The sequence below is a fragment of the Ottowia sp. genome (assembly GCF_035325765.1).
Lineage (GTDB): Bacteria > Pseudomonadota > Gammaproteobacteria > Burkholderiales > Burkholderiaceae_C > Ottowia.
This window is the reverse complement of the sequence record NZ_DAOKZG010000028.1, coordinates 15,722-36,911: the sequence shown is the minus strand read 5'-3', so window position 1 is coordinate 36,911 and position 21,190 is coordinate 15,722. Positions and strand designations below refer to the sequence as shown.

General features: G+C 70.4%; 21 protein-coding genes. 9 read left to right on the top strand and 12 right to left on the bottom strand.

The features are described from left to right. Window positions 1-16: 16 nt before the first annotated feature. The 3 genes from PKA16_RS10330 (at window position 17) to metW (ending at window position 2,479) form a co-directional block, all read left to right on the top strand. Window positions 17-583, top strand: a complete 567-nt coding sequence (locus PKA16_RS10330; protein WP_324402966.1) for a TMEM165/GDT1 family protein — start codon at window positions 17-19, stop codon at window positions 581-583. 175 nt (window positions 584-758) lie between these two features. Next, window positions 759-1,901 (top strand): homoserine O-acetyltransferase, encoded by a 1,143-nt coding sequence (locus tag PKA16_RS10325; RefSeq protein ID WP_324402964.1) that lies wholly within the window; start codon window positions 759-761, stop codon window positions 1,899-1,901. Beyond that, the gene (metW, locus tag PKA16_RS10320; RefSeq protein WP_324402962.1) at window positions 1,898-2,479 is read left to right on the top strand and encodes a methionine biosynthesis protein MetW; all 582 of its coding nucleotides are present in this window, start codon (window positions 1,898-1,900) and stop codon (window positions 2,477-2,479) included. The genes PKA16_RS10325 and metW overlap by 4 nt, the downstream gene beginning before the upstream one ends. Window positions 2,480-2,946: 467 nt before the next feature. Here metW and PKA16_RS10315 read toward each other — a convergent pair whose 3' ends face one another. From PKA16_RS10315 to PKA16_RS10305, 3 genes are read right to left on the bottom strand one after another with little or no spacing between them, the layout of a single operon-like run. Continuing rightward, window positions 2,947-4,689 (bottom strand): biotin carboxylase N-terminal domain-containing protein, encoded by a 1,743-nt coding sequence (locus tag PKA16_RS10315; RefSeq protein ID WP_324402982.1) that lies wholly within the window; start codon window positions 4,687-4,689, stop codon window positions 2,947-2,949. Next, the gene (locus tag PKA16_RS10310; RefSeq protein ID WP_324402960.1) at window positions 4,689-6,320 is read right to left on the bottom strand and encodes a 5-oxoprolinase/urea amidolyase family protein; all 1,632 of its coding nucleotides are present in this window, start codon (window positions 6,318-6,320) and stop codon (window positions 4,689-4,691) included. The genes PKA16_RS10315 and PKA16_RS10310 overlap by 1 nt, the downstream gene beginning before the upstream one ends. A gap of 3 nt (window positions 6,321-6,323) precedes the next feature. Then, a complete protein-coding gene (locus PKA16_RS10305) occupies window positions 6,324-7,082 on the bottom strand; it encodes a 5-oxoprolinase subunit PxpA (RefSeq protein WP_324402958.1) in 759 nt (252 codons plus the stop codon). A 57-nt stretch (window positions 7,083-7,139) separates the two neighbouring features. On the opposite strand from PKA16_RS10305, the gene PKA16_RS10300 reads away from it, so the two are divergent. The 5 genes from PKA16_RS10300 to PKA16_RS10280 all read left to right on the top strand — a co-directional run bounded on the left by PKA16_RS10300 (window position 7,140) and on the right by PKA16_RS10280 (window position 12,431). Beyond that, window positions 7,140-7,835: a GntR family transcriptional regulator gene (locus PKA16_RS10300; RefSeq protein ID WP_324402956.1), complete on the top strand. Its 696-nt coding sequence runs from the start codon at window positions 7,140-7,142 to the stop codon at window positions 7,833-7,835. A gap of 223 nt (window positions 7,836-8,058) precedes the next feature. Continuing rightward, window positions 8,059-9,045 (top strand): TRAP transporter substrate-binding protein, encoded by a 987-nt coding sequence (locus PKA16_RS10295; protein WP_324402954.1) that lies wholly within the window; start codon window positions 8,059-8,061, stop codon window positions 9,043-9,045. A gap of 89 nt (window positions 9,046-9,134) precedes the next feature. Further along, window positions 9,135-9,641 carry a TRAP transporter small permease subunit gene (locus PKA16_RS10290; protein WP_324402952.1) on the top strand — a complete coding sequence of 169 codons (507 nt, stop codon included), beginning with the start codon at window positions 9,135-9,137 and terminating at the stop codon, window positions 9,639-9,641. Continuing rightward, the gene (locus tag PKA16_RS10285) at window positions 9,634-10,929 is read left to right on the top strand and encodes a TRAP transporter large permease subunit (protein ID WP_324402950.1); all 1,296 of its coding nucleotides are present in this window, start codon (window positions 9,634-9,636) and stop codon (window positions 10,927-10,929) included. Before PKA16_RS10290 ends, PKA16_RS10285 begins: the two co-directional genes overlap by 8 nt. A 116-nt stretch (window positions 10,930-11,045) precedes the next feature. Then, window positions 11,046-12,431: an amidase gene (locus PKA16_RS10280; protein ID WP_324402948.1), complete on the top strand. Its 1,386-nt coding sequence runs from the start codon at window positions 11,046-11,048 to the stop codon at window positions 12,429-12,431. Window positions 12,432-12,638: 207 nt separating this feature from the next. Here the strand turns inward: PKA16_RS10280 and PKA16_RS10275 are convergent, their stop codons facing one another. The 4 genes from PKA16_RS10275 to PKA16_RS10260 are packed head-to-tail and all read right to left on the bottom strand — an operon-like array spanning window position 12,639 to window position 15,078. After that, window positions 12,639-12,962 (bottom strand): AzlD domain-containing protein, encoded by a 324-nt coding sequence (locus tag PKA16_RS10275; protein WP_324402947.1) that lies wholly within the window; start codon window positions 12,960-12,962, stop codon window positions 12,639-12,641. Next, window positions 12,959-13,663, bottom strand: a complete 705-nt coding sequence (locus tag PKA16_RS10270; RefSeq protein ID WP_324402945.1) for an AzlC family ABC transporter permease — start codon at window positions 13,661-13,663, stop codon at window positions 12,959-12,961. Before PKA16_RS10270 ends, PKA16_RS10275 begins: the two co-directional genes overlap by 4 nt. Window positions 13,664-13,670: 7 nt before the next feature. Continuing rightward, entirely contained in the window at window positions 13,671-14,378 is a 708-nt protein-coding gene (locus PKA16_RS10265; RefSeq protein ID WP_324402943.1) for a transglutaminase family protein, read from the bottom strand. Window positions 14,379-14,421: 43 nt separating this feature from the next. Continuing rightward, on the bottom strand, window positions 14,422-15,078 hold the full coding sequence (locus PKA16_RS10260; RefSeq protein WP_324402941.1) for an HAD family phosphatase: 657 nt from the start codon (window positions 15,076-15,078) through the stop codon (window positions 14,422-14,424). Window positions 15,079-15,227: 149 nt separating this feature from the next. Between PKA16_RS10260 and PKA16_RS10255 the strand changes: the two genes are divergently transcribed. After that, the gene (locus PKA16_RS10255) at window positions 15,228-15,809 is read left to right on the top strand and encodes a histidine phosphatase family protein (RefSeq protein ID WP_324402939.1); all 582 of its coding nucleotides are present in this window, start codon (window positions 15,228-15,230) and stop codon (window positions 15,807-15,809) included. A 103-nt stretch (window positions 15,810-15,912) separates the two neighbouring features. On the opposite strand, the gene PKA16_RS10250 is transcribed toward PKA16_RS10255, so the two are convergent. The 5 genes from PKA16_RS10250 to PKA16_RS10230 all read right to left on the bottom strand — a co-directional run bounded on the left by PKA16_RS10250 (window position 15,913) and on the right by PKA16_RS10230 (window position 21,176). After that, a complete protein-coding gene (locus PKA16_RS10250) occupies window positions 15,913-17,373 on the bottom strand; it encodes a potassium transporter TrkG (RefSeq protein ID WP_324402937.1) in 1,461 nt (486 codons plus the stop codon). 12 nt (window positions 17,374-17,385) lie between these two features. After that, window positions 17,386-18,771: a Trk system potassium transporter TrkA gene (gene trkA, locus PKA16_RS10245; RefSeq protein ID WP_324402935.1), complete on the bottom strand. Its 1,386-nt coding sequence runs from the start codon at window positions 18,769-18,771 to the stop codon at window positions 17,386-17,388. Between the two features lie 121 nt (window positions 18,772-18,892). Further along, a complete protein-coding gene (locus PKA16_RS10240; RefSeq protein WP_324402933.1) occupies window positions 18,893-19,315 on the bottom strand; it encodes a YchJ family metal-binding protein in 423 nt (140 codons plus the stop codon). Window positions 19,316-19,324: 9 nt separating this feature from the next. Further along, a complete protein-coding gene (locus PKA16_RS10235; protein WP_324402931.1) occupies window positions 19,325-20,461 on the bottom strand; it encodes an acyl-CoA dehydrogenase family protein in 1,137 nt (378 codons plus the stop codon). 43 nt (window positions 20,462-20,504) lie between these two features. Then, window positions 20,505-21,176, bottom strand: coding sequence for an SDR family oxidoreductase (locus PKA16_RS10230; RefSeq protein ID WP_324402929.1), 672 nt, complete (start codon window positions 21,174-21,176; stop codon window positions 20,505-20,507). Between the last annotated feature and the right edge of the window lie 14 nt (window positions 21,177-21,190).

Genomic DNA, 21,190 nt, shown 5'->3' with positions numbered 1-21,190 from the left:
GATCTTTCGAGACCGCATGGAAGCCTTCTTTCTGTCCGCTGGAATTGTCGCGCTGGCAGAAATGGGCGACAAAACCCAGCTGCTCTCGCTGTTGCTCGCCGCACGCTTTTGCCGGCCCTGGCCGATCGCCCTGGGTATCCTGGTTGCAACACTGGCCAACCACGCGCTGGCCGGCGCGCTCGGCGCCTGGGCGACGACGCTGCTGGGCGAGCAGGTGCTGCGCTGGAGCCTGGGATTGTCGTTTCTTGCCATGGCCGGCTGGGTGCTGGTGCCCGATCGGCTGGATGGCGCGGCACCGGTCGGCGCCTCGCGCCTGGGCGTGTTCGGCGCCACGTTGCTGGCGTTCTTCCTGGCCGAAATGGGCGACAAGACCCAGGTCGCGACGGTGGCGCTGGCGGCCCGCTTCGACGCCTGGGCCCTGGTGGTGGCCGGCACCACGCTCGGCATGCTGCTCGCCAACGTTCCGGTGGTGTGGCTGGGCGACCGGCTGGTGCAGCGGGTGCCGATCCGGCTGGTGCATGGCGTGTCCGCCGCGATCTTTGCCATCATGGGGGCGGCCGTGCTGGCGGGGTGGGGCAGATGAAAGGGTAGGGGCGGCGCCGCGGGTGACTCCGCACCCCGCGGTCGCGCCGAGCCGCGCTATACTGGATTTTTAGCGCCGATTTGCCTCAGCTTGCGGGCGCTCAACAAATTCCGCTAAATCCGAGCCCGCACGACATCCGGCCCCGAATTTGGCGAGCTGGATCGTCTGTCTGCCCATGTCGTTCGTTGCCCATCCACAGACCCTGCACTTCGATGCCCCGCTGCCCCTGCAGAGCGGCGCCTCGCTGCGCGACTACGACCTGAGCTACGAAACCTACGGCCAGCTCAACGCCGCCCGCGACAACGCGGTGCTGATCTGCCATGCGCTCAACGCATCGCACCACGTGGCCGGGGTGTACGAAGGCCAGGAGCGCAGCGAGGGCTGGTGGGACAACATGATCGGGCCGGGCAAGCCGGTCGACACCGAGCGCTTCTTCGTCATCGGCATCAACAACCCCGGCTCCTGCTTCGGCTCCACCGGCCCGATGCACCGCAACCCCGACACGGGCGAGATCTACGGCGCCGACTTTCCGGTGGTCACGGTGGAGGACTGGGTCGACGCGCAGGCGCGGCTGCTCCATGCACTCGGCATCGAGCAGCTTGCCGCCGTCATGGGCGGCAGCCTGGGCGGCATGCAGGCGCTGTCCTGGACGCTGCAATATCCAGAGCGCGTGCGCCACGCCGTGGTGGTGGCCAGCGCGCCCAACCTGTCGGCCGAGAACATCGCCTTCAACGAGGTCGCACGCCGCGCCATCGTGACCGACCCGGACTTCCATGGCGGGCACTTCTACCGCCATGGGGTAGTGCCCAAGCGCGGCCTGCGCATCGCGCGCATGATCGGCCACATCACCTACCTGTCCGACGACGTGATGAACGCCAAGTTCGGCCGCGAGCTGCGCGAGGCGGTGGCGCAGAACGCGGGCGGCTACAAGTTCAGCACGCAGGACGTCGAGTTCCAGATCGAAAGCTACCTGCGCTACCAGGGCGACAAGTTCAGCGACTACTTCGACGCCAACACCTACCTGCTGATCACGCGCGCGCTCGACTACTTCGACCCGGCGCGCGCGCATGGCGACAACCTGACGCGGGCGTTCGAGGCCACGCGGGCGAAGTTCCTGCTGGTCAGCTTTTCCACCGACTGGCGCTTTCCGCCCGCGCGTTCGCGCGAGATGGTCAAGGCGCTGCTGGAGAACCGGCGCGACGTCAGCTACGCCGAAATCGACGCACCGCACGGGCACGACGCCTTCCTGCTCGACGACGCGCGCTACCTGAACGTGGTGCGCTCCTACTTCGAGCGCATCGCCGGAAGCGCGTCATGAGCGACCAGGCCGTGCTCGACTGCATCGCGCGCATGGTGCCGGACGGCGCGCACGTGCTCGACCTGGGCTGCGGCGACGGCGCGCTGCTGGAGCAACTGCAGCGGTCCAGGCGCTGCACCGGCTACGGCATCGAGATCGACGACGCCAACGTGCTGGCCTGCGTGCGCCGCGGCGTCAACGTGCTGCAGGTCAACCTGCGCGAGGGCCTCAGGGCCTTCGGCGACCAGAGCTTCGACGTCGTGCTGCAGATCAACACCCTGCAGCACCTGCGCAACGCGGAAGTCATGTTGCGCGAGACCGCGCGCGTCGGGCGCATCGGCATCATCGCCTTTCCCAACTTCGCCCACTGGCCGAACCGCATCAGCGTGCTGCGTGGCCGCATGCCGGTCACGCGCCATCTGCCCTACCAGTGGTACGACACGCCCAACATCCGCGTCGGCACCTACAAGGACTTCGAGGTGCTGGCGGGCAAGAATGGCCTCAAGGTGCTCGATGCCTTCGGCCTGGAGGACGGGCGCGAGGTGCGCACGCTGCCGAACCTGCTGGCGGGGACGGCGGTGTTCAAGCTGCAGCGGTAAATGACGCCACCCCCTATGTCGCTGCGCTCCTTCCCCCTGCAAGGGGGACGCACCCTGTGCCCAGGGGGACCCTGGTCACGGGTGCCCCGCATGGCCTGCTCCGCGGCCTTCGGGCGCCCACCGAAAGCGGCGGGCGCAGCCGGGTTGGACGCCTGGTGAGCGTGGCAACGACGAGGGCGATCCGGCCAGACGCTCTCGCGCAGCCCGTTGCCTCGCTTTGCTGGGCCAAGCCCAGGGGGACTCTGGTCACAGGTGCCCCTTATGGCCTGCTCCGCGGCCTTCGGGCGCCCACCGAAAGCGGCGGGCGCAGCCGGGTTGGACGCCTGGTGAGCATGGCAACGACGAGGGCGATCCGGCCAGACGCTCTCGCGCAGCCGGTTGCCTCGCTTTGCCGGGCCAAGCTCGGGGGGCCCTGGTCACGGGTGTCCGCGCATGACCTGCCCCGCGTTCGTTGGAGCCGCGAAGTCTCATCCGACATGGCTTGAGGTTCGGATCCGCGCGAGCAGCGTGTCGGCCTGCAGCAGCTCGCCGGGCGTCGCCAGGCATTCCAGCGTGCCGGCGCAGGGGGCGCTGACGGCGGTTTCCATCTTCATCGCTTCCAGCGTGGCGATCACCTCGCCGGCTTCCACCAGCGCGCCGGACTCGCAATGCCAGCGCACCAGGGTGCCGGCCAGCGGGGTCAGCACGTCGCCCGGGTCGGTTGCCGGGGCCGCCGGTGGCGTGGCGGCGGGCGCGCCGCCGGAGCTGACGCCCAGCGCCAGTCCGGCAGGCAGGCCCAGGCGCAGGCGCCGGCCGTCGACCTCGATGAAGCTGCGCACCATCGCGGGGCCATCCTCCGTATCGGGCCGCGGCGCGGGCTCGAAGCGCGCCTGCAACTCGGTCTCGATCCAGCGCGTGTGCACGCGAAAGCCATCATCGCCGGTGAAGGCGGGGTCATCCACCACCGCGCGGTGGAACGGCAGCACCGAGGCCACGCCCTCGATCTCGAATTCGGTCAGCGCCCGCCGTGCACGCGCCAGTGCCTGGTCGCGCGTGGCGCCGGTGACGATGAGCTTGGCCAGCAGCGAGTCGTAGCTGCCGGGTACCGTGCTGCCGGGGCCAAAGCCGGTGTCGACGCGCACCCCCGGGCCGCCCGGCACGTCGAAGCGCGTGATGCGGCCGGGCGTGGGCAGGTAGCCGCGCCCCGGGTCCTCGGCGTTGATGCGGAACTCCAGGCTGTGGCCGCGCACCGGCGGTGTCTCGGTGAAGGACAGCGGCAGGCCGTCGGCCACCCTCAGCTGTTCGATCACCAGGTCGACGCCGCTGGTCTCCTCGGTCACCGGGTGTTCCACCTGCAGGCGCGTGTTGACCTCGAGGAAGGAGATCTGGCCGCCCTGGCCCAGCAGGAATTCCACCGTGCCGGCGCTTTCATAGCCGGCGGCGGCGCAGATGGCGCGCGCTGCGTCATGCACCTGCGCGCGCTGGGCGTCGGTGAGGAAGGGCGCTGGGGCTTCCTCCACCAGCTTCTGGTTGCGCCGCTGCAGCGAGCAGTCGCGCGTGCCGACCACCACCACCTGGCCGTGGCGATCCGCGATGACCTGGGCCTCGATGTGGCGCGGGCGGTCGAGGAACTGCTCCAGGAAGCATTCGCCGCGCCCGAATGCGGCCGTGGCCTCGCGCACCGCCGACTCATACAGCTCGGCCACCTCGTCCATCTGCCAGGCCACCTTCAGCCCGCGCCCGCCGCCGCCGTAGGCGGCCTTGATCGCCAGCGGCAGGCCGTGCTGCTCGGCAAAGGCCAGCACCTCGGCGGCGCTCGCCACCGGCTCGGCGGTGCCGGCCACCAGGGGTGCACCGACCTTCAATGCGATCTTGCGCGCCGCCACCTTGTCGCCCAGCATCTCGATCGTCTCCGGGCGTGGGCCGATCCAGATGAGACCCGCGTCCAGCACGGCCCGCGCGAACTCGGCGCGCTCGGACAGGAAGCCGTAGCCCGGGTGCACGGCGTCGGCACCGGCCTTGCGCGCTACCGCCAGCAGCTTGTCGATGGCGAGGTAGGTATCGGCCGGGCGCGTGCCCGGCAGCGCCCAGGCCTCGTCGGCGGCGCGCACGTGCAGGGCATCGGCGTCCGGGTCGGCGTAGACCGCCGCCGAGTGCACGCCGTAGTCACGGCAGGCGCGCGCGATGCGCACGGCGATCTCGCCGCGATTGGCAATCAGGACCTTGGTGATCATGCGGGGGTCTCCTTGGCGGGCGCGCCCAGGTCGGCAAACGGCGCGATGACGCGAAAGCGCAGCCGGCAGCCCACCGGCAGTTGCGCCGCCAGTGGCAGGTGGTGGCTGGCCACGGCGGCGATCACCGGGTAGCCGCCGGTGAGCGGGTGGTCGGCCAGGAACAGCACCGGCTGGCCGCCGGCCGGCACCTGGATGGCGCCGGTGACCGTGCCCTCGCTGGGCAGTTCGTCGTGGCGCGCGCGCGTGAGCGGCTGCGCGCCGTGCAGGCGCAGGCCGATGCGGTTGGATTGCGGCGTGACCTGCCACGTCTGTCGTTCGAGCCGGGCCAGCGCGTCGGGCGTGAACCAGTCGGTGCGCGGGCCCGCCACCACGTCCAGCGTGACTTCATCGCCGGGGCGCGGCAGGTCGGCCGGTGCGGCCTCGGCGGGCTGGGTGGCGCGCAAAGCGTGCGGCGGCACGGAGCCGATGGCGATGCGCTGGCCCGCCTGCAGCGCGGGCGGGCCGACGTGGGCCAGCGTGTCGGTGGCGCAGCTGCCCAGCACCGGCGCCACCTGCCAGCCGCCGCGTACGGCCACGTAGCAGCGCACGCCGGCGGTCGGCGTGCCCACGACGAGCACGTCGCCATCGTCCAGCGCCACGGCAGCATGGCTGGCGAGCGCCCACTGGCGGCCGTCGGCGCCGTGCAGGGTGAGCGGCACTGCAGCGCCGGTGACCGCCAGCGTGGCGCGGCCATGGCAGCGCAGGCGCAGGCCGCCGAGCAGGTTCTCCAGCACCGGCGTGTGGACCGGGTTGCCCACGAGGCGGTTGGCCTGGCGCATCGCGGGCTGGTCCAGGGCGCCCGAGGGGGAAATGCCCAGCCCCGCCATGCCGTGGCGGCCGGCGTCCTGCACCAGGGTCTGCAGGCCGACGCGCTCGAACTCGATCGCTGTCGTCGCGGTGGGTTCGGGCGCAGGATCCGGTTCGGATGCCACTGTCGGCGGCAGGCTGACGTGGCGGCCGCCGGCGTCGGCGTCGACGAACTGCACCTGGAAGCCCGGCTGCACGTAGGCGGGCTCGGTGCGCCGCAGGTCCCACATCGGCACGTCGGTGACGCCGATCAGCTGCCAGCCGCCGGGCGAGGCGGCGGGATAGACGGCGCTGAAGTCGCCCGCCAGCGCCACCGAACCCGCGGGCAGGCGCGTGCGCGGGGTCGGCCGGCGCGGGATGCCGCGAAAGCAGGGGTGGCCACCGGCCAGGTAGACGAAGCCGGGCGCGAAGCCCGCGAACGCGGCCTGCCAGGGCTGGCCGGTGTGGCGCGCGATCAGTTCTGCCACCGGGATGCCCAGCAGCTCGGCCACCTCGGCCAGGTCCTCGCCGCGGTAGTGCACCGGGATCTCGACCTGGCGCGTGGCCGCTCGGTCGGACGGTCCGCGATCCGCGACCGCGGATCGTTCGCGCAGCGCCGCGATGAGGGCGGCGGGCGCCACGGCCTCGGGCCGGTAGTGCACCAGCAGGGTGCGCGCCGCTGGCACCAGCTCGTGCACGCCTGGGATCGGCCTCTCCTGCACGGCGCGATACAGCGCCAGCGCATGATCGAGGTCGGCCAGCTCGACCAGCAGCGCGCAGTCGCTCGCGGGCAGGAAGCGCATGGCTCAGGCGGCCGGGACGAAGGGCGCCAGCGGCACGCCGGCCGCCTGCAGGCGTGCCCGGATGCGCCGCGCCATCTCCACCGCGCCGGGGCTGTCGCCATGCACGCAGATCGAGTCGGCCTGCACGCGCACCGGCTTGCCATTGATCGACGTCAGCGTGTCGCTCTCGACCCAGCGCAGCATGCGCTCGGCGACCTCGTCGGCATCGTGCAGCACCGCGCCCGGCAGGCGGCGCGATACCAGGGTGCCGTCGTCGTTGTAGGCGCGGTCGGCAAAGGCCTCGGCCACCACGGCGAGGCCGCGTGCGCGGGCGCGCTCGATCAGCGCCGAGCCGGCCAGCGCCAGCAGCGTGAGGCCAGGGTCGACTTCCAGCAGCGCCGTGATCACGTCGCCACCCTGGCGCTCGTCGTGCGCGATGGTGTTGTAGAGCGCGCCGTGCGGCTTGACGTAGCGCACTTGCGTGCCGGCGGCGCGCGCCAGCCCCTGCAGCGCGCCGATCTGGTAGATCACGTCGGCCACCAGCTCGCGGCTGCTCGGGTCCATGTTGCGCCGGCCAAAGCCGACCAGGTCGGGGTAGGCCACGTGCGCGCCCACTGCCACGCCACGCCCGGCGGCCGCCTTCAGGGTTTCCAGGATGCCGGCCGAATCGCCGGCGTGAAAGCCGCAGGCCACGTTGGCGCTGGTGACGATGCCCAGCATCGCGGCGTCATCGCCCATGCGCCAGGCACCGTAGCTCTCGCCAAGGTCGCTGTTGATGTCCATGATGTATCCTGATTCCGGTTGATGATTCAGGTTGATTGTTCAACGATCCACCCTGCCATGCCAAGCTCGACCGGTCCTGCCGTCTCTTCCCGTGCTGCATCCGGTCGCGTCCAGCCGGTCGGCCTGGCCGACAGCGTGGCGGCGACCATGCGCCAGAAGCTGATCGACGCCGAGTGGCGGGCCGGCCAGCGCCTGTCCGAGTCGGCCCTGACCGAGCAGCTCGACATTTCGCGCAACACGCTGCGCGAGGTGTTCCGCATCCTCATCACCAAGGGCCTGCTGCGGCACGAGCCGAACCGGGGCGTTTCGGTGGTGGTGCCCACGATTGCCGACATCATCGACATCTACCGCGTGCGCCGCATCATCGAGTGCCAGGCGCTGGAGAAGTCGTGGCCGATGCATCCCGCGCACAAGCGCATGCGCGAGGCGGTGGAGAGTGCCGTCGCGGCGCGCGATGCCGGGGATTGGCGTCATGTCGGCTCGGCCAACATGCGCTTTCATGCCGCCATCGTCGCGCTCAGCGACAGTCAGCGCCTGTCGGCCCTGTTCGAGGACATGGCCGCCGTGCTGCGGCTGGCGTTCGGCCTGCTCGACGACCCCGAGTATCTGCACGCGCCGTTCGTCGAATACAACGCCCGGCTGGTGCAGCTCTTCGTCGAGGGTCAGGCCAGCCTCGCGGCGCGCGAGCTGGAAGCCTATCTGGTGCAATCGGAGCGCATGGTGCTGGCGGTGTACGCACACGAGGCGGCCTGAACTGCAGCGAATCGCAGGCACGGTGGTCTCGTAATATGTTGAACGATCAAACATTATGTGATCAACAATTACTGGGATATTGTCGAAAACCCCTATGGTGGCGCGTTCAACGCAGGGCTATCTTCATGTTCTCGCAAGCGTGCCGCGGCACGTGTGGCGAATCGGTGCGGGCGACGTGGGCTTTGCACGCGCGCCGGTTCATGGACTGATTCCGGAGACCCCCATGAAACGTCGAGACTTTTGTGCAACGGCAGCCCTGGCCACGGGCCTGGGCTTCGTGCCCCAGGCCGGGGCGCAAACCAAGTGGGATTTTGCGACGGCCTACCCGGCCATCAACTTTCACTCGAAGAACAACGAGCAGTTCGTCAAGGATGTGGCGGCGGCCACGGGCGGCAGCCTGCAGATCACGCCGCACTTCGGCGCCTCGCTGTTCAAGATGCCCGAAATCAAGCGTGCCGTGCAGACCGGCAACGCGCAGATGGGGGAGTTCTTCCTGGTGAGCTTCCAGAACGAGGCGCAGATGTTCGGCCTCGACGGCCTGCCGTTCCTGGTCAAGGATTACGCCGAGGCGTTCAAGCTGTACCAGGCGCAAAGGTCCTACCTCGAGCAGATCCTGGAAAAACAGGGCCAGAAGCTGCTCTACGCCGTCGCCTGGCCGCCGCAGAACATCTACTCGAACAAACCGATTAATTCGGTGGCCGATCTGAAGGGCCTGAAGTGGCGCGTCTACTCGCCGACCACGGCGCGCATCGGCGAGCTGGTGGGCGCGCAGCCGGTCACGATCCAGGAAGCCGAGCTGTCGCAGGCCCTGGCCACCGGCGTCATCGAGGGACTCATCACCTCGAGTGCCACCGGCGCCGACAACAAGCTCTACGAGAACCTGAAGTACTTCTACCAGGTGCAGGCCTGGATCCCGAAGAACGCCGTCACCGTCAACGCCAAGGCGTTCAGCGCGCTGGGCAAGGCCGAACAGGACGCCGTGCTGAAGGCGGCAGGGGAGGCCGAGCAGCGCGGCTGGAAGTCCTCGGAAGAGGTCAACACGCGCGCGATCGAAACGCTTCGGCAGGGCGGCATGAAGATCGAGCAGCCCTCGGCCGACCTGATGGCAGGGCTGGCCAAGGTGGGCGACGTGGTCGTCAAGGAGTGGATCGAGAAGGCCGGCGCCGACGGCAAGGCGGTGTTGGACGCGTTCGAGGCATCCAAGAAGTAGGCGTCTGAAGCCAGGCCGGTCGGCAGCCGGGGCGGCGCACGGGCCGCCCGCGCTGCCCGTCACCCGTCGGGATCGAGAAGGAAGGTCGCATGCGCAAATGGCTCGACCGGCTGTACCAGGCCAGTGCCGTGCTGGCCGGCCTGTCGATGATCGGCGTGCTGGCGATGGTGAGCCTGACCATCGCCAGTCGCTTCTTCGGCTTCTCGGCCGCCGGCAGCGATGCCTACGCGGGCTACGCAACGGCCGGCGCAGGATTCCTGGCGCTCGCCGCCACCCTCAAGAAGGGCGAGCACATTCGCGTGACGCTGTTGCTCGGGTCGCTCAAGGGCGGTGCGCACAAGGCCTTGGAACTGCTGGCACTGGCCATCGCCACCCTGCTCTCGGGCTTCCTGGCCTTCTATTCGGCGCACCTGTTGTGGCAGTCCTGGGAGATCAACGACATCTCCGTCGGCATCGACGCCACGCCGATGTGGATCCCCCAGATCCCGATGGCGCTGGGCACGCTGGTGTTCTTCATCGCGTTCGCCGACGAGCTGATCCTCGAGCTGCAGGGCAAGCGCGTGGCGCCGAGCCAGGAGGACGCACACCATGAGTGAGATCGCCGCCAGCGCGACGCTGCTCGCGGTGCTGTTCGCGATGCTCGCCGGAGGCATCTGGGTCGGGCTCACGCTCGCGGGCGTGGCCTGGTTCGGCATGGCCGTCTTCACGGCGCGCCCTGCGGGCGATGCGATGGCGCTGACCATCTGGGGCTCGACCAGCAGCTGGACGCTCACGGCGCTGCCCCTGTTCGTCTGGATGGGCGAGATCCTGTACCGCACCAACCTCTCGGCCAACATGTTCCGCGGCTTGGCGCCGTGGGTCAACAAGCTGCCGGGGCGCCTGCTGCACGCCAACGTGGCCGGCTGCACCATCTTTGCCGCGGTATCGGGCTCGTCGGCCGCCACCTGCGTCACGGTGGGCAAGATGAACCTGCCCGAACTGACGCGCCGCGGCTATCCGGAGCGCCAGGTCATCGGCACGCTGGGCGGCCCGGCCACGCTCGGCTTGCTGATCCCGCCATCCATCATCCTCATCATCTATGGCGTCTCGGCCGAACTCTCGATCGCCAAGCTGTTCATGGCCGGCGTGCTGCCGGGCCTGCTGCTGGCGGCGCTGTTCAGCGGCTGGATCGTGGTCTGGGCGTTGCTGCACCCGGACCAGGTGCCCAGGGCGGATGCCGAGCTGACTTTGCTGCAGAAGCTCGCCGAAGCGCGCCACCTGATTCCGGTGGTGCTGCTGATCGTCGCGGTGATCGCCTCGATGTACACCGGCATCGCGACCGCGACCGAGGCGGCGGCCATCGGCGTGCTCGGGGCGCTCGTGCTCTCGGCCTGGCAGCGCTCCCTGACCTGGCAGAACTTCCGCGACGCGCTGATGGGCGCGACGCGGCTGTACTGCATGATCGCGCTGATCCTGGCGGGCGCGGCCTTCCTGACGCTGGCGATGGGCTACATGGGCCTGCCGCGCCAGCTCGCTGCGTACGTGGGCAGCCTGCAGCTCTCGCCGGCGATGCTGATCGTGGCGCTCGGCATCTTCTACATCGTACTCGGCTGCTTTCTCGACGGCATCTCGACCATCGTGCTGACCATGGGCGTGGTGCTGCCCATCATCCAGGCCGCCGGGATCGACCCGATGTGGTTCGGCATCTTCCTGGTGATCACCGTGGAGTCGGCGCAGATCACGCCCCCCGTGGGCTTCAACCTGTTCGTGCTGCAGGGCATGACGGGCAAGCAGGTCACCTGGATCGCGCGCGCCTGCATGCCCTATTTCCTGATCATGATCGTGATGCTCGTCATCCTCTGGTATTTCCCAGGGCTCGCGACGGCGCTGCCGGCGCGCATGTAGCGCAGGCGCTGGCGGGCGCTGGCGGCGTGTCGCGGCGCCGCGCATGACCTCGATCGGCGCGCCGGTTGCGCCTGCGCGGCAGAATCGGGGTGCCCTCGCTTCCGGAGCCTGTCCGCATGAATGGATCGCGCCTGCCAGTCCCGCCCACCCTCGACGCTCTTGCCGCCGAACTGGCGGCGGGCCGCACCACGGCCGTCGCCCTGGCCGAAGCGGCGCTGGCCCGCGCGCGCGACCCGGCCGGGGAGGGCGCGCGCGTGTTCACCACGCTCGGTGCCGAGCGCGCGCTGGCCGCGGCGCGTGCCTCCGACCTGCTGCGTTCGGCGGGCGTGGTGCGCTCGCCCCTGGAAGGCATTCCGGTCTCGGTCAAGGACCTCTTCGACGTCGCCGGCGAGGTGACGACCGCCGGCTCGGCGGTGTTGCGCGGCGCCGCGGCGGCGACGCGCAACGCGCCGGTGATCGATCGCCTGGTCGCTGCCGGCGCGGTCATCGTCGGGCGCACCAACATGAGCGAGTTCGCGTTTTCCGGCGTCGGCCTCAACCCGCACTACGGCACGCCAGCCAACCCGTGGGAGCGCGCGGCGCGGCGCATTCCAGGCGGCTCCAGCAGCGGCGCGGCGGTGTCGGTGACGGACGGCATGGCGGCGCTGGCGATCGGCTCCGACACCGGTGGCTCGGTGCGCATCCCGGCGGCACTGTGCGGCATCACCGGCTTCAAGCCGACGCAGCGGCGCGTGCCGACCGAGGGCGCGCTGCCGCTGTCGACCTCGCTCGATTCGATCGGGCCGCTGGCGGCCAGCGTGCGCTGTTGCGCCATCGCGGATGCGATCCTGGCCGGCGAGCCGGCCGTCGCGCCGCCGGCCCTGACAGTGGCGGGCGCGCGGCTCGCCGTGCCCGAAACCGTGGTGCTGGACGGCCTGGACGCGACCGTCGCCGCGGCGTTCGAGGCGGCGCTGGGGCGGCTGTCGGCCGCCGGGGCGCGCATCACACGCATCGTCGTGCCCGAGTTCGCCGAATTCGCGGCGTTGCACGGGCGCGGCACGCTGGCGGCAGCCGAGTCCTGGGCCTGGCACCGCGGCCTCCTGGCGGCGCGCGCGGCCGAGTACGACCCGCGCGTGGTCAGTCGCATCCGCGGCGGCGAGCGCATGAATGCCGCCGACTACATCGACCTGCTGGCGGCGCGTCGCCAGTGGATCGCACAGGTTGAGGCGCGCATCGCCGGTTTCGACGCGCTGGCGCTGCCGACGGTGCCGATGGTGGCGCCGCCGATCGCCGAGCTGGAGGCCAGCGACGAGGCCTTCTTCGCCGCCAACGGCCGGATCCTGCGCAACCCGTCACTGATCAACTTCGTGGACGGTTGTGCGCTGTCGCTGCCCTGCCACGAACCGGGCGCGGCGCCGGTGGGCCTGATGCTGGCCGCGCCGGGCGGGCACGATGCCGTGCTGCTGGCGCTGGGCCAGGGCGTGGAGACGGCGCTGGCGGCAAATGGCGAAATGGCGACATGACCTCGGTGCGCGTCGATGATGCGCCTGTGGCGCATGGGGGATCGCGGTCATTCGTCGGTGCGGTCGGCACGGCGGCGGCGTCGTGAGTCCGGGCGCTGCTGCCGGATCGCCACGGCCTGCGACCCCGCGATGGCGGCGTCGCGTTTGGCTGGTCTTGATCCGGCGCCGGCGGTCGCTGCTGGTGCTGTTCTTGAATGCGCCTTGGCATTAACCGCTGCCGCGCAGCACCACGTACAGCAGGGTCGCCGCGGCGATGCTCAGCAGCGGGCGCCGCCAGCGCCACTGCAGCCCGAGTGCGACGGCCACGGCCAGCAGTTCCTGCCAGGCGCTGGCCGGATTGGCGGTGCTGGCGCCACGCAGCGTGTCGAGCAGCAGCAGGGTCATGATGGCAGGCGGCAGGAAGTGCCCGAGGCGCGCGATCACCGGGTAGCGCCGCAGCCAGGGCGCCGCCAGGAAGGGCAGGGCGCGCAGCGCCAGGGTGACAGCCCCCATGCCGACGATGGCCCAGATCGCGTAGCTTGCGTCGATCATGCTGGTTCGCTCCGGTCGCGCTGCGGCAGCAGCACGGCGGCGACCAGGCTGGCGCCGATGGCCGCCGCCAGGGCCTGCGCCGGCACCAGCCAGCTCGCCAGCGCATAGGCGAGCGCGGCGACGCCGAACGGCAGCCACCGGCGGGTGGCGCGCCACTGCTCCACCACCAGCACGGCAAACAGCGCCGCCAGCGCGAAATCGATGCCCGTGACGGCGCGCGTGAACCGGGTTCCGAGCAGCGCCCCCAGCAGCGTGCCGAGCAGCCACCAGCCATGGTTCAGCAGGGCGATCTGCACCATGCGGCGCGGCGGCGTGCCGGCCGGCAGCGTCGAGACGAGGGCGTAGGTCTCGTCGGTCAGCAGCCAGATCAGCGCCGCGCGCGCCCAGCGGTTGGCCGGCAGAGCGTGCAGCAGCGACAGGCCGTAGAACACGTGGCGCAGGTTGATGATGGCCGTGGTCAGCACGAGCGTCCCGAGTGATGCGCCTGCTGCCAGCAGCGGCACGGCGGCGAACTGGGCGGCACCGGCATACACCAGCAGGCTCATCAGCGGCGCCAGCCACCAGGCGCCGCCCGCCTGCACCAGCAGGAAGCCGAACACCGCGCCCAGCGGCACGTAGCCCATGGCAACGGGGATCGACAGCGTCAGCGTGGCGGCGGCGGACGATCGGCCGCGCGGGGCGGCGGGGGCTTCCTGGCTCATGCGGAGGTCAGGACTTGCCGGGTCGCTGCGCTGGCGCCTCGCGCGCGACGTCGGCCAGGAAGTCGTCAGGACCCAGCTCGCTGTGCCGGGCGTCCGCCGGCAGCCAGTCGCCATAGACGCGCTGGAAGTCGGCCACGATGCGCGCCAGCGGCAGGTCGTCGAAGGTGCCGCGGTCGTTGACGTATTCCATGTGGCGCTGGCCGGCGGCATCGAACGGGTGGTAGATCGAGTCGTGCACGCCGTCGAAGTCGAGCGGCAGCAGGCCGAACTTCTGGCACAGGCTCAGGTTGAAGGCCGGTGTCGCCTTGCGCCAGGCGCCATCCAGCCACAGCTCGGTGTAGCCGTGCCAGATGAACAGGTCGGTCTTCATGGTTTCGCGCAGGCGCTGCGTGGACAGGTGGTTGCGCACGTCGGCGAAGCCGAGCCGCGCCGGGATGCCGGCGGCGCGCGCCACTGCCGCCAGCAGCGTGGCCTTGGGCACGCACCAGCCGTGGCCGGTCGCGATCACGGTGCTGGCACGCATGCCGGCCGGTGACAGGTCGATGCGGTAGGGGTCGTAGCGGAAGGCGTCGCGCACCGCATGCACGAGCGCGACGGCGCGCTCGCGTTCGTTCGCACCGCGGTCGTGCGCGCGCACGAAGGCTTGCACGGCCGGGTGCTGGCGGTCGATCGCGGGGGTGGCGGCCAGGTGCGCGGGGGTGGGTTGGTCGGTCATCAGGCGACGGTAGCACGCGCGCGTCGGTCGTGCCCCGGTACGGTCAGGGCGCCAGCCACTGCGCCAGTTCGTCCATGTGCCGCAGCAGGCGCGTGGCGCCGGCGGCACGCAGCCTGTCAGCGCCACGGGCATCTGGGCAATAGGCCCAGACCTCGGCGCCGGCGGCCGCGCCGGCCTGCACGCCGGTGGGCGAGTCCTCGATCACCAGGCAGCGTGCGGGGGCGGCGCCGAGGTGCTGCGCGGTGGCCAGGTAGACGTCGGGCGCGGGCTTGGTGCGCCGCAGTTCGTGGCCGCTGAACACGGCGTCACCAAAGGGCTCGGCCAGCCCCACCATCTGCAGCTGCAATTCGAGCTTGAAGCGGTCGGCGCCGGAGGCGCAGGCGATGCGGCCGGCGGTGGCGTCACGGGCCGCGTGCACTGCGGCGTGCGCACCCGGGATCGGCTGCAGCCGCGCCGACAGCGCGGCATTGCGGCGCGCGTAGAAGTCCGCCATCCAGGCGTCGGTCAGCGGGCGGCCGGTGCGCGACTCGATCAGCGCGGCCTTGTTGCGCACCGTGACGCCGACGAACTCGGCCATGCACTCGGCCAGCGGCATGTCCCAGCCGCTCTCTGCCAGCAGGTCACGCAGCACGCCCATGGTGATGGGCTCGCTGTCGACCAGCACGCCGTCGCAGTCGAACAGGATGGCTTCGAAATCCATGATGGAGACACGCGAAGGATTTGAGGGTAAAAGGATTCTACGGAGTGGGACCACGGCAGCCTGGATGGGCGCCCATTGCGTCGTTGGGAGTGTGTGGCGCCGGTCAACGCATGGACTGCGGGCGGGACCGGGCAGCAAGGAGCTTCAACATGGCATTCGGCGTCATCCGATGGACCAGCGTCGTGCTGGTTGCTGCACTGGCTCAGTCCGGGGCGTTGGCACAGGACGATTTGTGGCAAAGACTGGCGACCGGCGAACGGCTGGTCGTCCTGATGCGCCATGCGCAATCCGCCGGCGGCGACCCCGTGCGCTACGATGCCAGTGGGCAGTGCCAGGGCGAGAACATGCTGACGCAGCGAGGCAGGTTCCAGGCGCAAGCCGTGGGCCAGCGCTTCGCCCAGCACAAGGTGCCCGTGGTGCAGGTGATCCATTCGCCCATGTGCCGCACGCGCGACACCGGGCAGTTGGCCTTTGCCGGCGTGGCCGCGCGCACCGATCCCGATTTGCGCGAGATCGCCAGCGCCGATGCCGAGCGTCGACAGGCGTTCCTGCAGAGCGCCGCCCGGCTGTTGCGTGACGCGCCCGAGGGTGGGGCGACCGTGTTCATCAGCCATGCCCCCAACCTGTTCGAGATCGCGATGGAATCGGTGCCGCATGGCGTCGGGCTGGTGGGGCAGGTCGATGAGCGGGGGGAATTCAGTCCTCTGGGCCTCGTGCGTCTTGATGAATGAAGGCGTCGCTGAATCTGGGCTTGCCCGGCGTTGCCTGAAAGACAACCCTGATGGATGAGACGCAGCGCGGGTCGCGCATGCTGCGCATGGCCCCGGCTGCGGCTCAGCGCCGCCAGAACTGCGGCGTCAGCAGCACCAGCACCGACAGCAGTTCCAGACGCCCCAGCAGCATGGCCAGCGAACACACCCAGATCTGGAAGCCGGTCAGCGCCCCGTAGTTGCTGGCGGGGCCGACCAGGCCCAGGCCGGGTCCGATGTTGTTCAGGCAGGCGATGATGGCGCTGAACGCCGTCACCACGTCCAGGCCCGAGGCCAGCAGCACCAGGGTCAGGCCGACCATGACGCCGCCGTAGATCAGCATGAAGGCCATCACCGCTGCAACCACGTTGGCCGGCAGGATCGCGCCGTTGAGCGTGACCGGATGCACCACGCGCGGGTGGATGATGCGCAGCAGCTCGCGCCGCGCCAGCTTGATCAGCACCACCATGCGCACCATCTTGATGCCGCCGCCGGTCGATCCGGCGCAAGCGACGAAGCAGCCCAGCAACAGCAGCAGCACCGGCACGAAGGTGGGCCAGAGCCCGTAGTCAGTGGTCGAGAAGCCGGTGCCGGTCGCCACCGACAGCACCTGGAAGGCCGCCTGGCGCACCGCCGTCAGCAGGTCGCCGTAGACCCGCTCGGCCAGCAGCATCAGGGTCACCAGGGCGATCGAGGCGAGCAGCACCGCGAAGTAGGCGCGCACTTCGGCGTCGCGCGTCAGCGGCGTGAGCGATCGCCGCTGCCACAGCATCAGGTAGCGCATGAAGCTGATGCCCGACAGCGCCAGGAACAGCACCGCCGTCCATTCGAGCTGGGGCGACGCCCAGTAGCCGAAGCTCTGGTCGTGCGAGGACAGGCCGCCCAGGCCGACGGTGGTGCACATGTGCATGAAGGCATCGGCCCAGCTCATGCCGCCCCAGCGGTAGGCCAGCATGCAGGCCAGCGACAGCACGAAGTAGACGCCCCACAGGCCGCGCGCGGTTTCGGCGATGCGCGGCGTCAGGCGCGTTTCCTTCATCGGGCCGGGCATCTCGGCCTTGAACAGCTGGGCGCCGCCCAGGCCGAGGAAGGGCAGCACGGCAATCGCCAGCAGCATGATGCCCAGCCCGCCGATGAGCTGCAGGAAGCAGCGCCAGATGTTGATCGAGGGCGCCAGGTCGTCGAGCCCCGACAGCACCGTGGCCCCGGTCGCCGTGAGCCCGCTCATGGCCTCGAAGTAGGCGTTGGTGAAGCCGATGCCCGGCACCAGCAGCAGCAGCGGCAGCGCCGCGTAGGCCGGCAGCACCAGCCAGACCAGGTTGACCAGCAGGAAGCCGTCGCGCACCGACAGCTCGCGCTGGTGATGGCGCGTGCGCCACCAGAGCCAGCAGCCCGTGGCCAGGGTCAGCCCGAAGCAGCCGGCCCAGACGCGCAGGTGGCGCCCGCCGTCGCTCCACCAGTCCCAGGCCAGCGGCACCAGGAAGGCGAAGGCAAAGCCCATGACGACCCACGACAGGACGACGAAGGCCGGAGCGAGACGCTGCATCGCGGGAGTCGTTCAGAAGAAGGTGGCGCGCACCTCGAACAGCTTTTCCGCCTGCCGGACCATGCGCTTGTGCGGCAGGAAGATGATCACGTGATCGCCTTCCTCGATCACGGTGTCGTGGCGCGGCACCAGGGTGTGGGCGTCGTCGTCCTCGCCGCGCACCAGGGCGCCGACGCGCGCGCCGGCCGGCAGCTTGAGCTGGTCGATGCGCCGGCCCACCAGGTGCGAGGTGCTGGCGTCGCCGCGCGCGATGCCCTCCAGTGCCTCGGCCATGCCGCGGCGCAGGCTGTGCACCGCCGCCACGGCGCCGCGGCGCACGTGCATCAGCAACTCGCCGATCACCGCCTGTGCCGGCGAGATCGCGATGTCGATCGTGCTGCCCTGCAGCATCTCGGCGTAGGCGCGCCGGTTGATCAGGGTGATGGCGCGGCGCACGCCCATGCGCTTGGCCAGCATCGAGGCCATGATGTTGTCCTCGTCGTCGCTGGTGAGGGCGATGAACAGGTCCATCTCGCCCACGTGCTCGGACAGCAGCAGCTCCTCGTCCGAGCCGTCGCCTTCCAGCACCAGCATGTCGGGCGGCAGCTCGCTGGCCAGGTATTCGCAGCGCTTGTGGTCGCGCTCGAAGATCTTCACTTCGTAGCGGCCCGCCAGCTGGCGCGCCAGGCGCAGGCCGACGCGTCCGCCGCCGACGATCATCACGCGGCGCACGCGCCGGTCCGGGTTGCCGATCGCCTGCAGCGCCGGGCGCAGGCTTTCACGCCCGACCAGCACGAAGATCTCGTCGCCCGCCAGCACGCGTGTGTCGGGGCCCAGCGGCAGTTCCGCGTCCTGCCGGTAGACGGCGACGATGCGCATGGGCAGATCGGGATGCTGCTGGCGGAACTCGGCGATGCTGTGGCCGGCCAGCCCGCTGTCGCTGGCCACGCGCACCACCGCCAGGTGCGCCTGGCCTTGCGAAAAGCGCACCACCTGAAGCGCACCGGGATAGTCGATCAGCAGCTGGATGTAGCGTGTCACCGACTCCTCCGGGCAGATCATGCTGTCCACCGCGAAGCCTTCCTTGCCGAGCAGTTCGCTGTCGCGGAATTCGGAGGAGCGCAGCCGCGCGATCGTGCTCGGGATGCCGAACACGTCGTGCGCCACCTTGCAGGCCACCAGGTTGGTGGCATCGTCGCCGGTGCAGGCGATGAACAGGTCGCAATCGCCGGCGCTGGCGCCGCGCAGCACCGAGGGCAGGGTGCCATTGCCAGCCACGCCGCGCAGGTCGAGGCGCTCTTCCAGCGCGCGCAGGCGTTGCGGGTCCTGGTCGATCACCGTGATGTCATTGGCCTCGGAAACCATGGTTTCCGCCACGCTCTCGCCGACGCGGCCGGCACCGACGATCAGGATGCGCATGTCCGCGGGCCTGGGTCACGGCCGCCGGCGGTGCCCGGTGGCAGGCTCCAGCGCCAGGAATATGCTCTTGTTTGCATAGCTGTTTGTGCTTGTCTGGAAAGCGCTGAAGCCGCAAATCATTCTAGAGCAAATCACCGTCCAGGTAGAACCAGCGCCACTGCCCGGCGACGAGTTCGCGCACGAAGCGGCTGCGTTCGTGCAGGCGCTGGGCCGCGCCGCCGCCACGGCGCGAGCGCGCGACGAATTCGACCGTGGCGTGCGATGCATCCTGCACGTCGTGCCGGATCACCTCCAGGCCGAGCCAGCGTGTCCCGGGCTCCAGCTCGAGCGTGGCGGGGCGATGGCTGGGGTGCCAGGTCTCCAGCAGGTAGGCGGCGTCGCCGCGCGCGAAGGCAGAGTAGCGCGAGCGCATCAGGGCCTCCGCATCGGGCGCCGGGGTGTCGGCGACGTCGTCCAGGTAGCGGCCGCAGCAATCTTCGTGGGACGCGCCCGCCGGCCGGCCGCCGCAGGGGCAGGCCGCGGCACGGACCCGGCTCGGCTTCATGGGGGACGCCTACAGCGCCCGCGTGATGATGATCTTCTGCACCTCGCTCGTGCCCTCGTAGATCTGGCAGACGCGCACGTCGCGGTAGATGCGCTCGAGCGGGAAATCGCTGACGTAGCCGTAGCCGCCCAGGGTCTGGATGGCGGCGCTGCACACGGCCTCGGCGGTCTCGGTGGCGAACAGCTTGGCCATCGCTGCTTCCTTCAGGCAGGGGCGGCCGGCGTCGCGCAGGCTGGCGGCGTGCCAGATGAGCTGACGCGCCGCTTCCAGGCGGGTGGCGCATTCGGCCAGGCGGAAGGCCACCGCCTGGTGGTTGATGATGGCGGTGCCGAAGCTCTCGCGCTCCTTGGCGTACGCAATCGCCACCTCCAGCGCGCTGCGCGCCATGCCGACGCTTTGGGCGCCGATGCCGATGCGCCCGCCCTCCAGCGCCGACAGCGCGATCTTGTAGCCCTCGCCCTCCTCGCCGATCAGGTTCTCGGCCGGCACGCGGCAATCCACCAGGTTGATCTGCGCCGTGTCGCTGCTGTGCTGGCCGAGCTTGTCCTCCACGCGCGCCACCTGCCAGCCGGCGTTCCCGAGCTTGTGCGTGGGCACGATGAAGGCGCTCATGCCGCGCTTGCCGGCGTCCCGGTCGGTGACGGCGATGACCACGGCGGCGTGGCCGTTCTGGCCGCTCGTGATGAACTGCTTGACGCCGTTCAGCACATAGTCGCTGCCGTCGCGCACCGCCGTGGTGCGCAGGCTGGAGGCATCCGAGCCCACCTGGGGTTCGGTCAGCGCGAAGGCGCCCAGGTAATCGCCCCGCGCGGCGGGCGCCAGCCACTGCTGCTTCTGCGCCTCGCTGCCGTAGCGCATCAGGATGGCGTTGAAGGGGCAGTTGGTGACGCTGATGGCGGTGCTGGTGCCACCGTCGCCGGCGGCGATCTCTTCCAGCACCAGGGCCAGGGTCAGGTAGTTCAGGCCGGCGCCACCGTATTCCTCGGGCACGCAGATGCCATAGGCGCCCAGTTCGGCCAGGCCCCGGTGCGCCTCGGCCGGGAAGGTGTGGCCCTTGTCCCAGGTCGGAGCGTAGGGCCACAGCTGTTCCTGTGCGAAGGCACGCACCGCGTCGCGGATCATCAGCTGGTCTTCGGTCAACAGCATGGCGGAACTCCGGAAGTCTTGAACCAGGGCAGCATAGCGCGGCTTACCAGCCGGCCACGCGACTGCCATCGTGGTCGAAGAAGGCGCCGTTGTCGTGCGGCAGGGTACTGGCCAGGGTGGCGCGCAGGCGCGTTACGCTGTCGCTCACGGCGACGGCGGCTTGCGGGCCGCCCATGTCGGTGCGCACCCAGCCGGGGTGAAGCAGCACGAACAGCGCTTTCGGGTAGCTGTGGCGCGCCGAGGCCACTGCCATGTTGAGGGCCGCCTTGCTGGTGCGGTAGAGCCAGGCGTTGCTGCCGCTCACTTCCGTGATGCGGCCCATGGTGCTGGAGAGGAAGCCGAAGCGACCGTGGGCCGCCTCGACCAGGGGCGCCACCAGCGGGATCACCTGCATCGCGCCCAGTACGTTGCTGTGCATGACGCGGTCGAACTCGAGCCGCGCCGGCGGCAGCCGGGCGTCGGTGCGGCGGCACATGACGCCGGCCACGTACCAGGCGGTGTCGATCTTCTCGCCTTCCAGCTGCCAGGACAGGCCGCTGACGCTGGCCGGATCGGCAACGTCTAGGCGCAGCACCTCGGCGCCGAGCGCGCGCAGTGCGGCCAGGCCCTCGTCGCCGCGGGCCGTGGCGATCACGCGCTCGCCGGCGGCCAGATGCTGGCGCGCCAGCTCCAGGCCGATGCCGCGCGAGGCGCCGAGGATCAGGGTGGTGGGCATGGGTTATGAGATTG

Coding starts and splice junctions, on each gene's coding strand:
- PKA16_RS10310 (WP_324402960.1), bottom strand. CDS start 6,320: ATGCGCTTCCTGCCCGCGAGCGACTGCGCGCTGCTGGTCGAGCTGGCC.
- PKA16_RS10230 (WP_324402929.1), bottom strand. CDS start 21,176: ATGCCCACCACCCTGATCCTCGGCGCCTCGCGCGGCATCGGCCTGGAG.
- PKA16_RS10255 (WP_324402939.1), top strand. CDS start 15,228: ATGGCATTCGGCGTCATCCGATGGACCAGCGTCGTGCTGGTTGCTGCA.
- PKA16_RS10285 (WP_324402950.1), top strand. CDS start 9,634: ATGAGTGAGATCGCCGCCAGCGCGACGCTGCTCGCGGTGCTGTTCGCG.
- PKA16_RS10300 (WP_324402956.1), top strand. CDS start 7,140: ATGCCAAGCTCGACCGGTCCTGCCGTCTCTTCCCGTGCTGCATCCGGT.
- PKA16_RS10235 (WP_324402931.1), bottom strand. CDS start 20,461: ATGCTGTTGACCGAAGACCAGCTGATGATCCGCGACGCGGTGCGTGCC.
- PKA16_RS10280 (WP_324402948.1), top strand. CDS start 11,046: ATGAATGGATCGCGCCTGCCAGTCCCGCCCACCCTCGACGCTCTTGCC.
- PKA16_RS10325 (WP_324402964.1), top strand. CDS start 759: ATGTCGTTCGTTGCCCATCCACAGACCCTGCACTTCGATGCCCCGCTG.
- PKA16_RS10260 (WP_324402941.1), bottom strand. CDS start 15,078: ATGGATTTCGAAGCCATCCTGTTCGACTGCGACGGCGTGCTGGTCGAC.
- metW (WP_324402962.1), top strand. CDS start 1,898: ATGAGCGACCAGGCCGTGCTCGACTGCATCGCGCGCATGGTGCCGGAC.
- PKA16_RS10275 (WP_324402947.1), bottom strand. CDS start 12,962: ATGATCGACGCAAGCTACGCGATCTGGGCCATCGTCGGCATGGGGGCT.
- PKA16_RS10290 (WP_324402952.1), top strand. CDS start 9,135: ATGCGCAAATGGCTCGACCGGCTGTACCAGGCCAGTGCCGTGCTGGCC.
- PKA16_RS10265 (WP_324402943.1), bottom strand. CDS start 14,378: ATGACCGACCAACCCACCCCCGCGCACCTGGCCGCCACCCCCGCGATC.
- trkA (WP_324402935.1), bottom strand. CDS start 18,771: ATGCGCATCCTGATCGTCGGTGCCGGCCGCGTCGGCGAGAGCGTGGCG.
- PKA16_RS10270 (WP_324402945.1), bottom strand. CDS start 13,663: ATGAGCCAGGAAGCCCCCGCCGCCCCGCGCGGCCGATCGTCCGCCGCC.
- PKA16_RS10250 (WP_324402937.1), bottom strand. CDS start 17,373: ATGCAGCGTCTCGCTCCGGCCTTCGTCGTCCTGTCGTGGGTCGTCATG.
- PKA16_RS10330 (WP_324402966.1), top strand. CDS start 17: ATGGAAGCCTTCTTTCTGTCCGCTGGAATTGTCGCGCTGGCAGAAATG.
- PKA16_RS10305 (WP_324402958.1), bottom strand. CDS start 7,082: ATGGACATCAACAGCGACCTTGGCGAGAGCTACGGTGCCTGGCGCATG.
- PKA16_RS10240 (WP_324402933.1), bottom strand. CDS start 19,315: ATGAAGCCGAGCCGGGTCCGTGCCGCGGCCTGCCCCTGCGGCGGCCGG.
- PKA16_RS10295 (WP_324402954.1), top strand. CDS start 8,059: ATGAAACGTCGAGACTTTTGTGCAACGGCAGCCCTGGCCACGGGCCTG.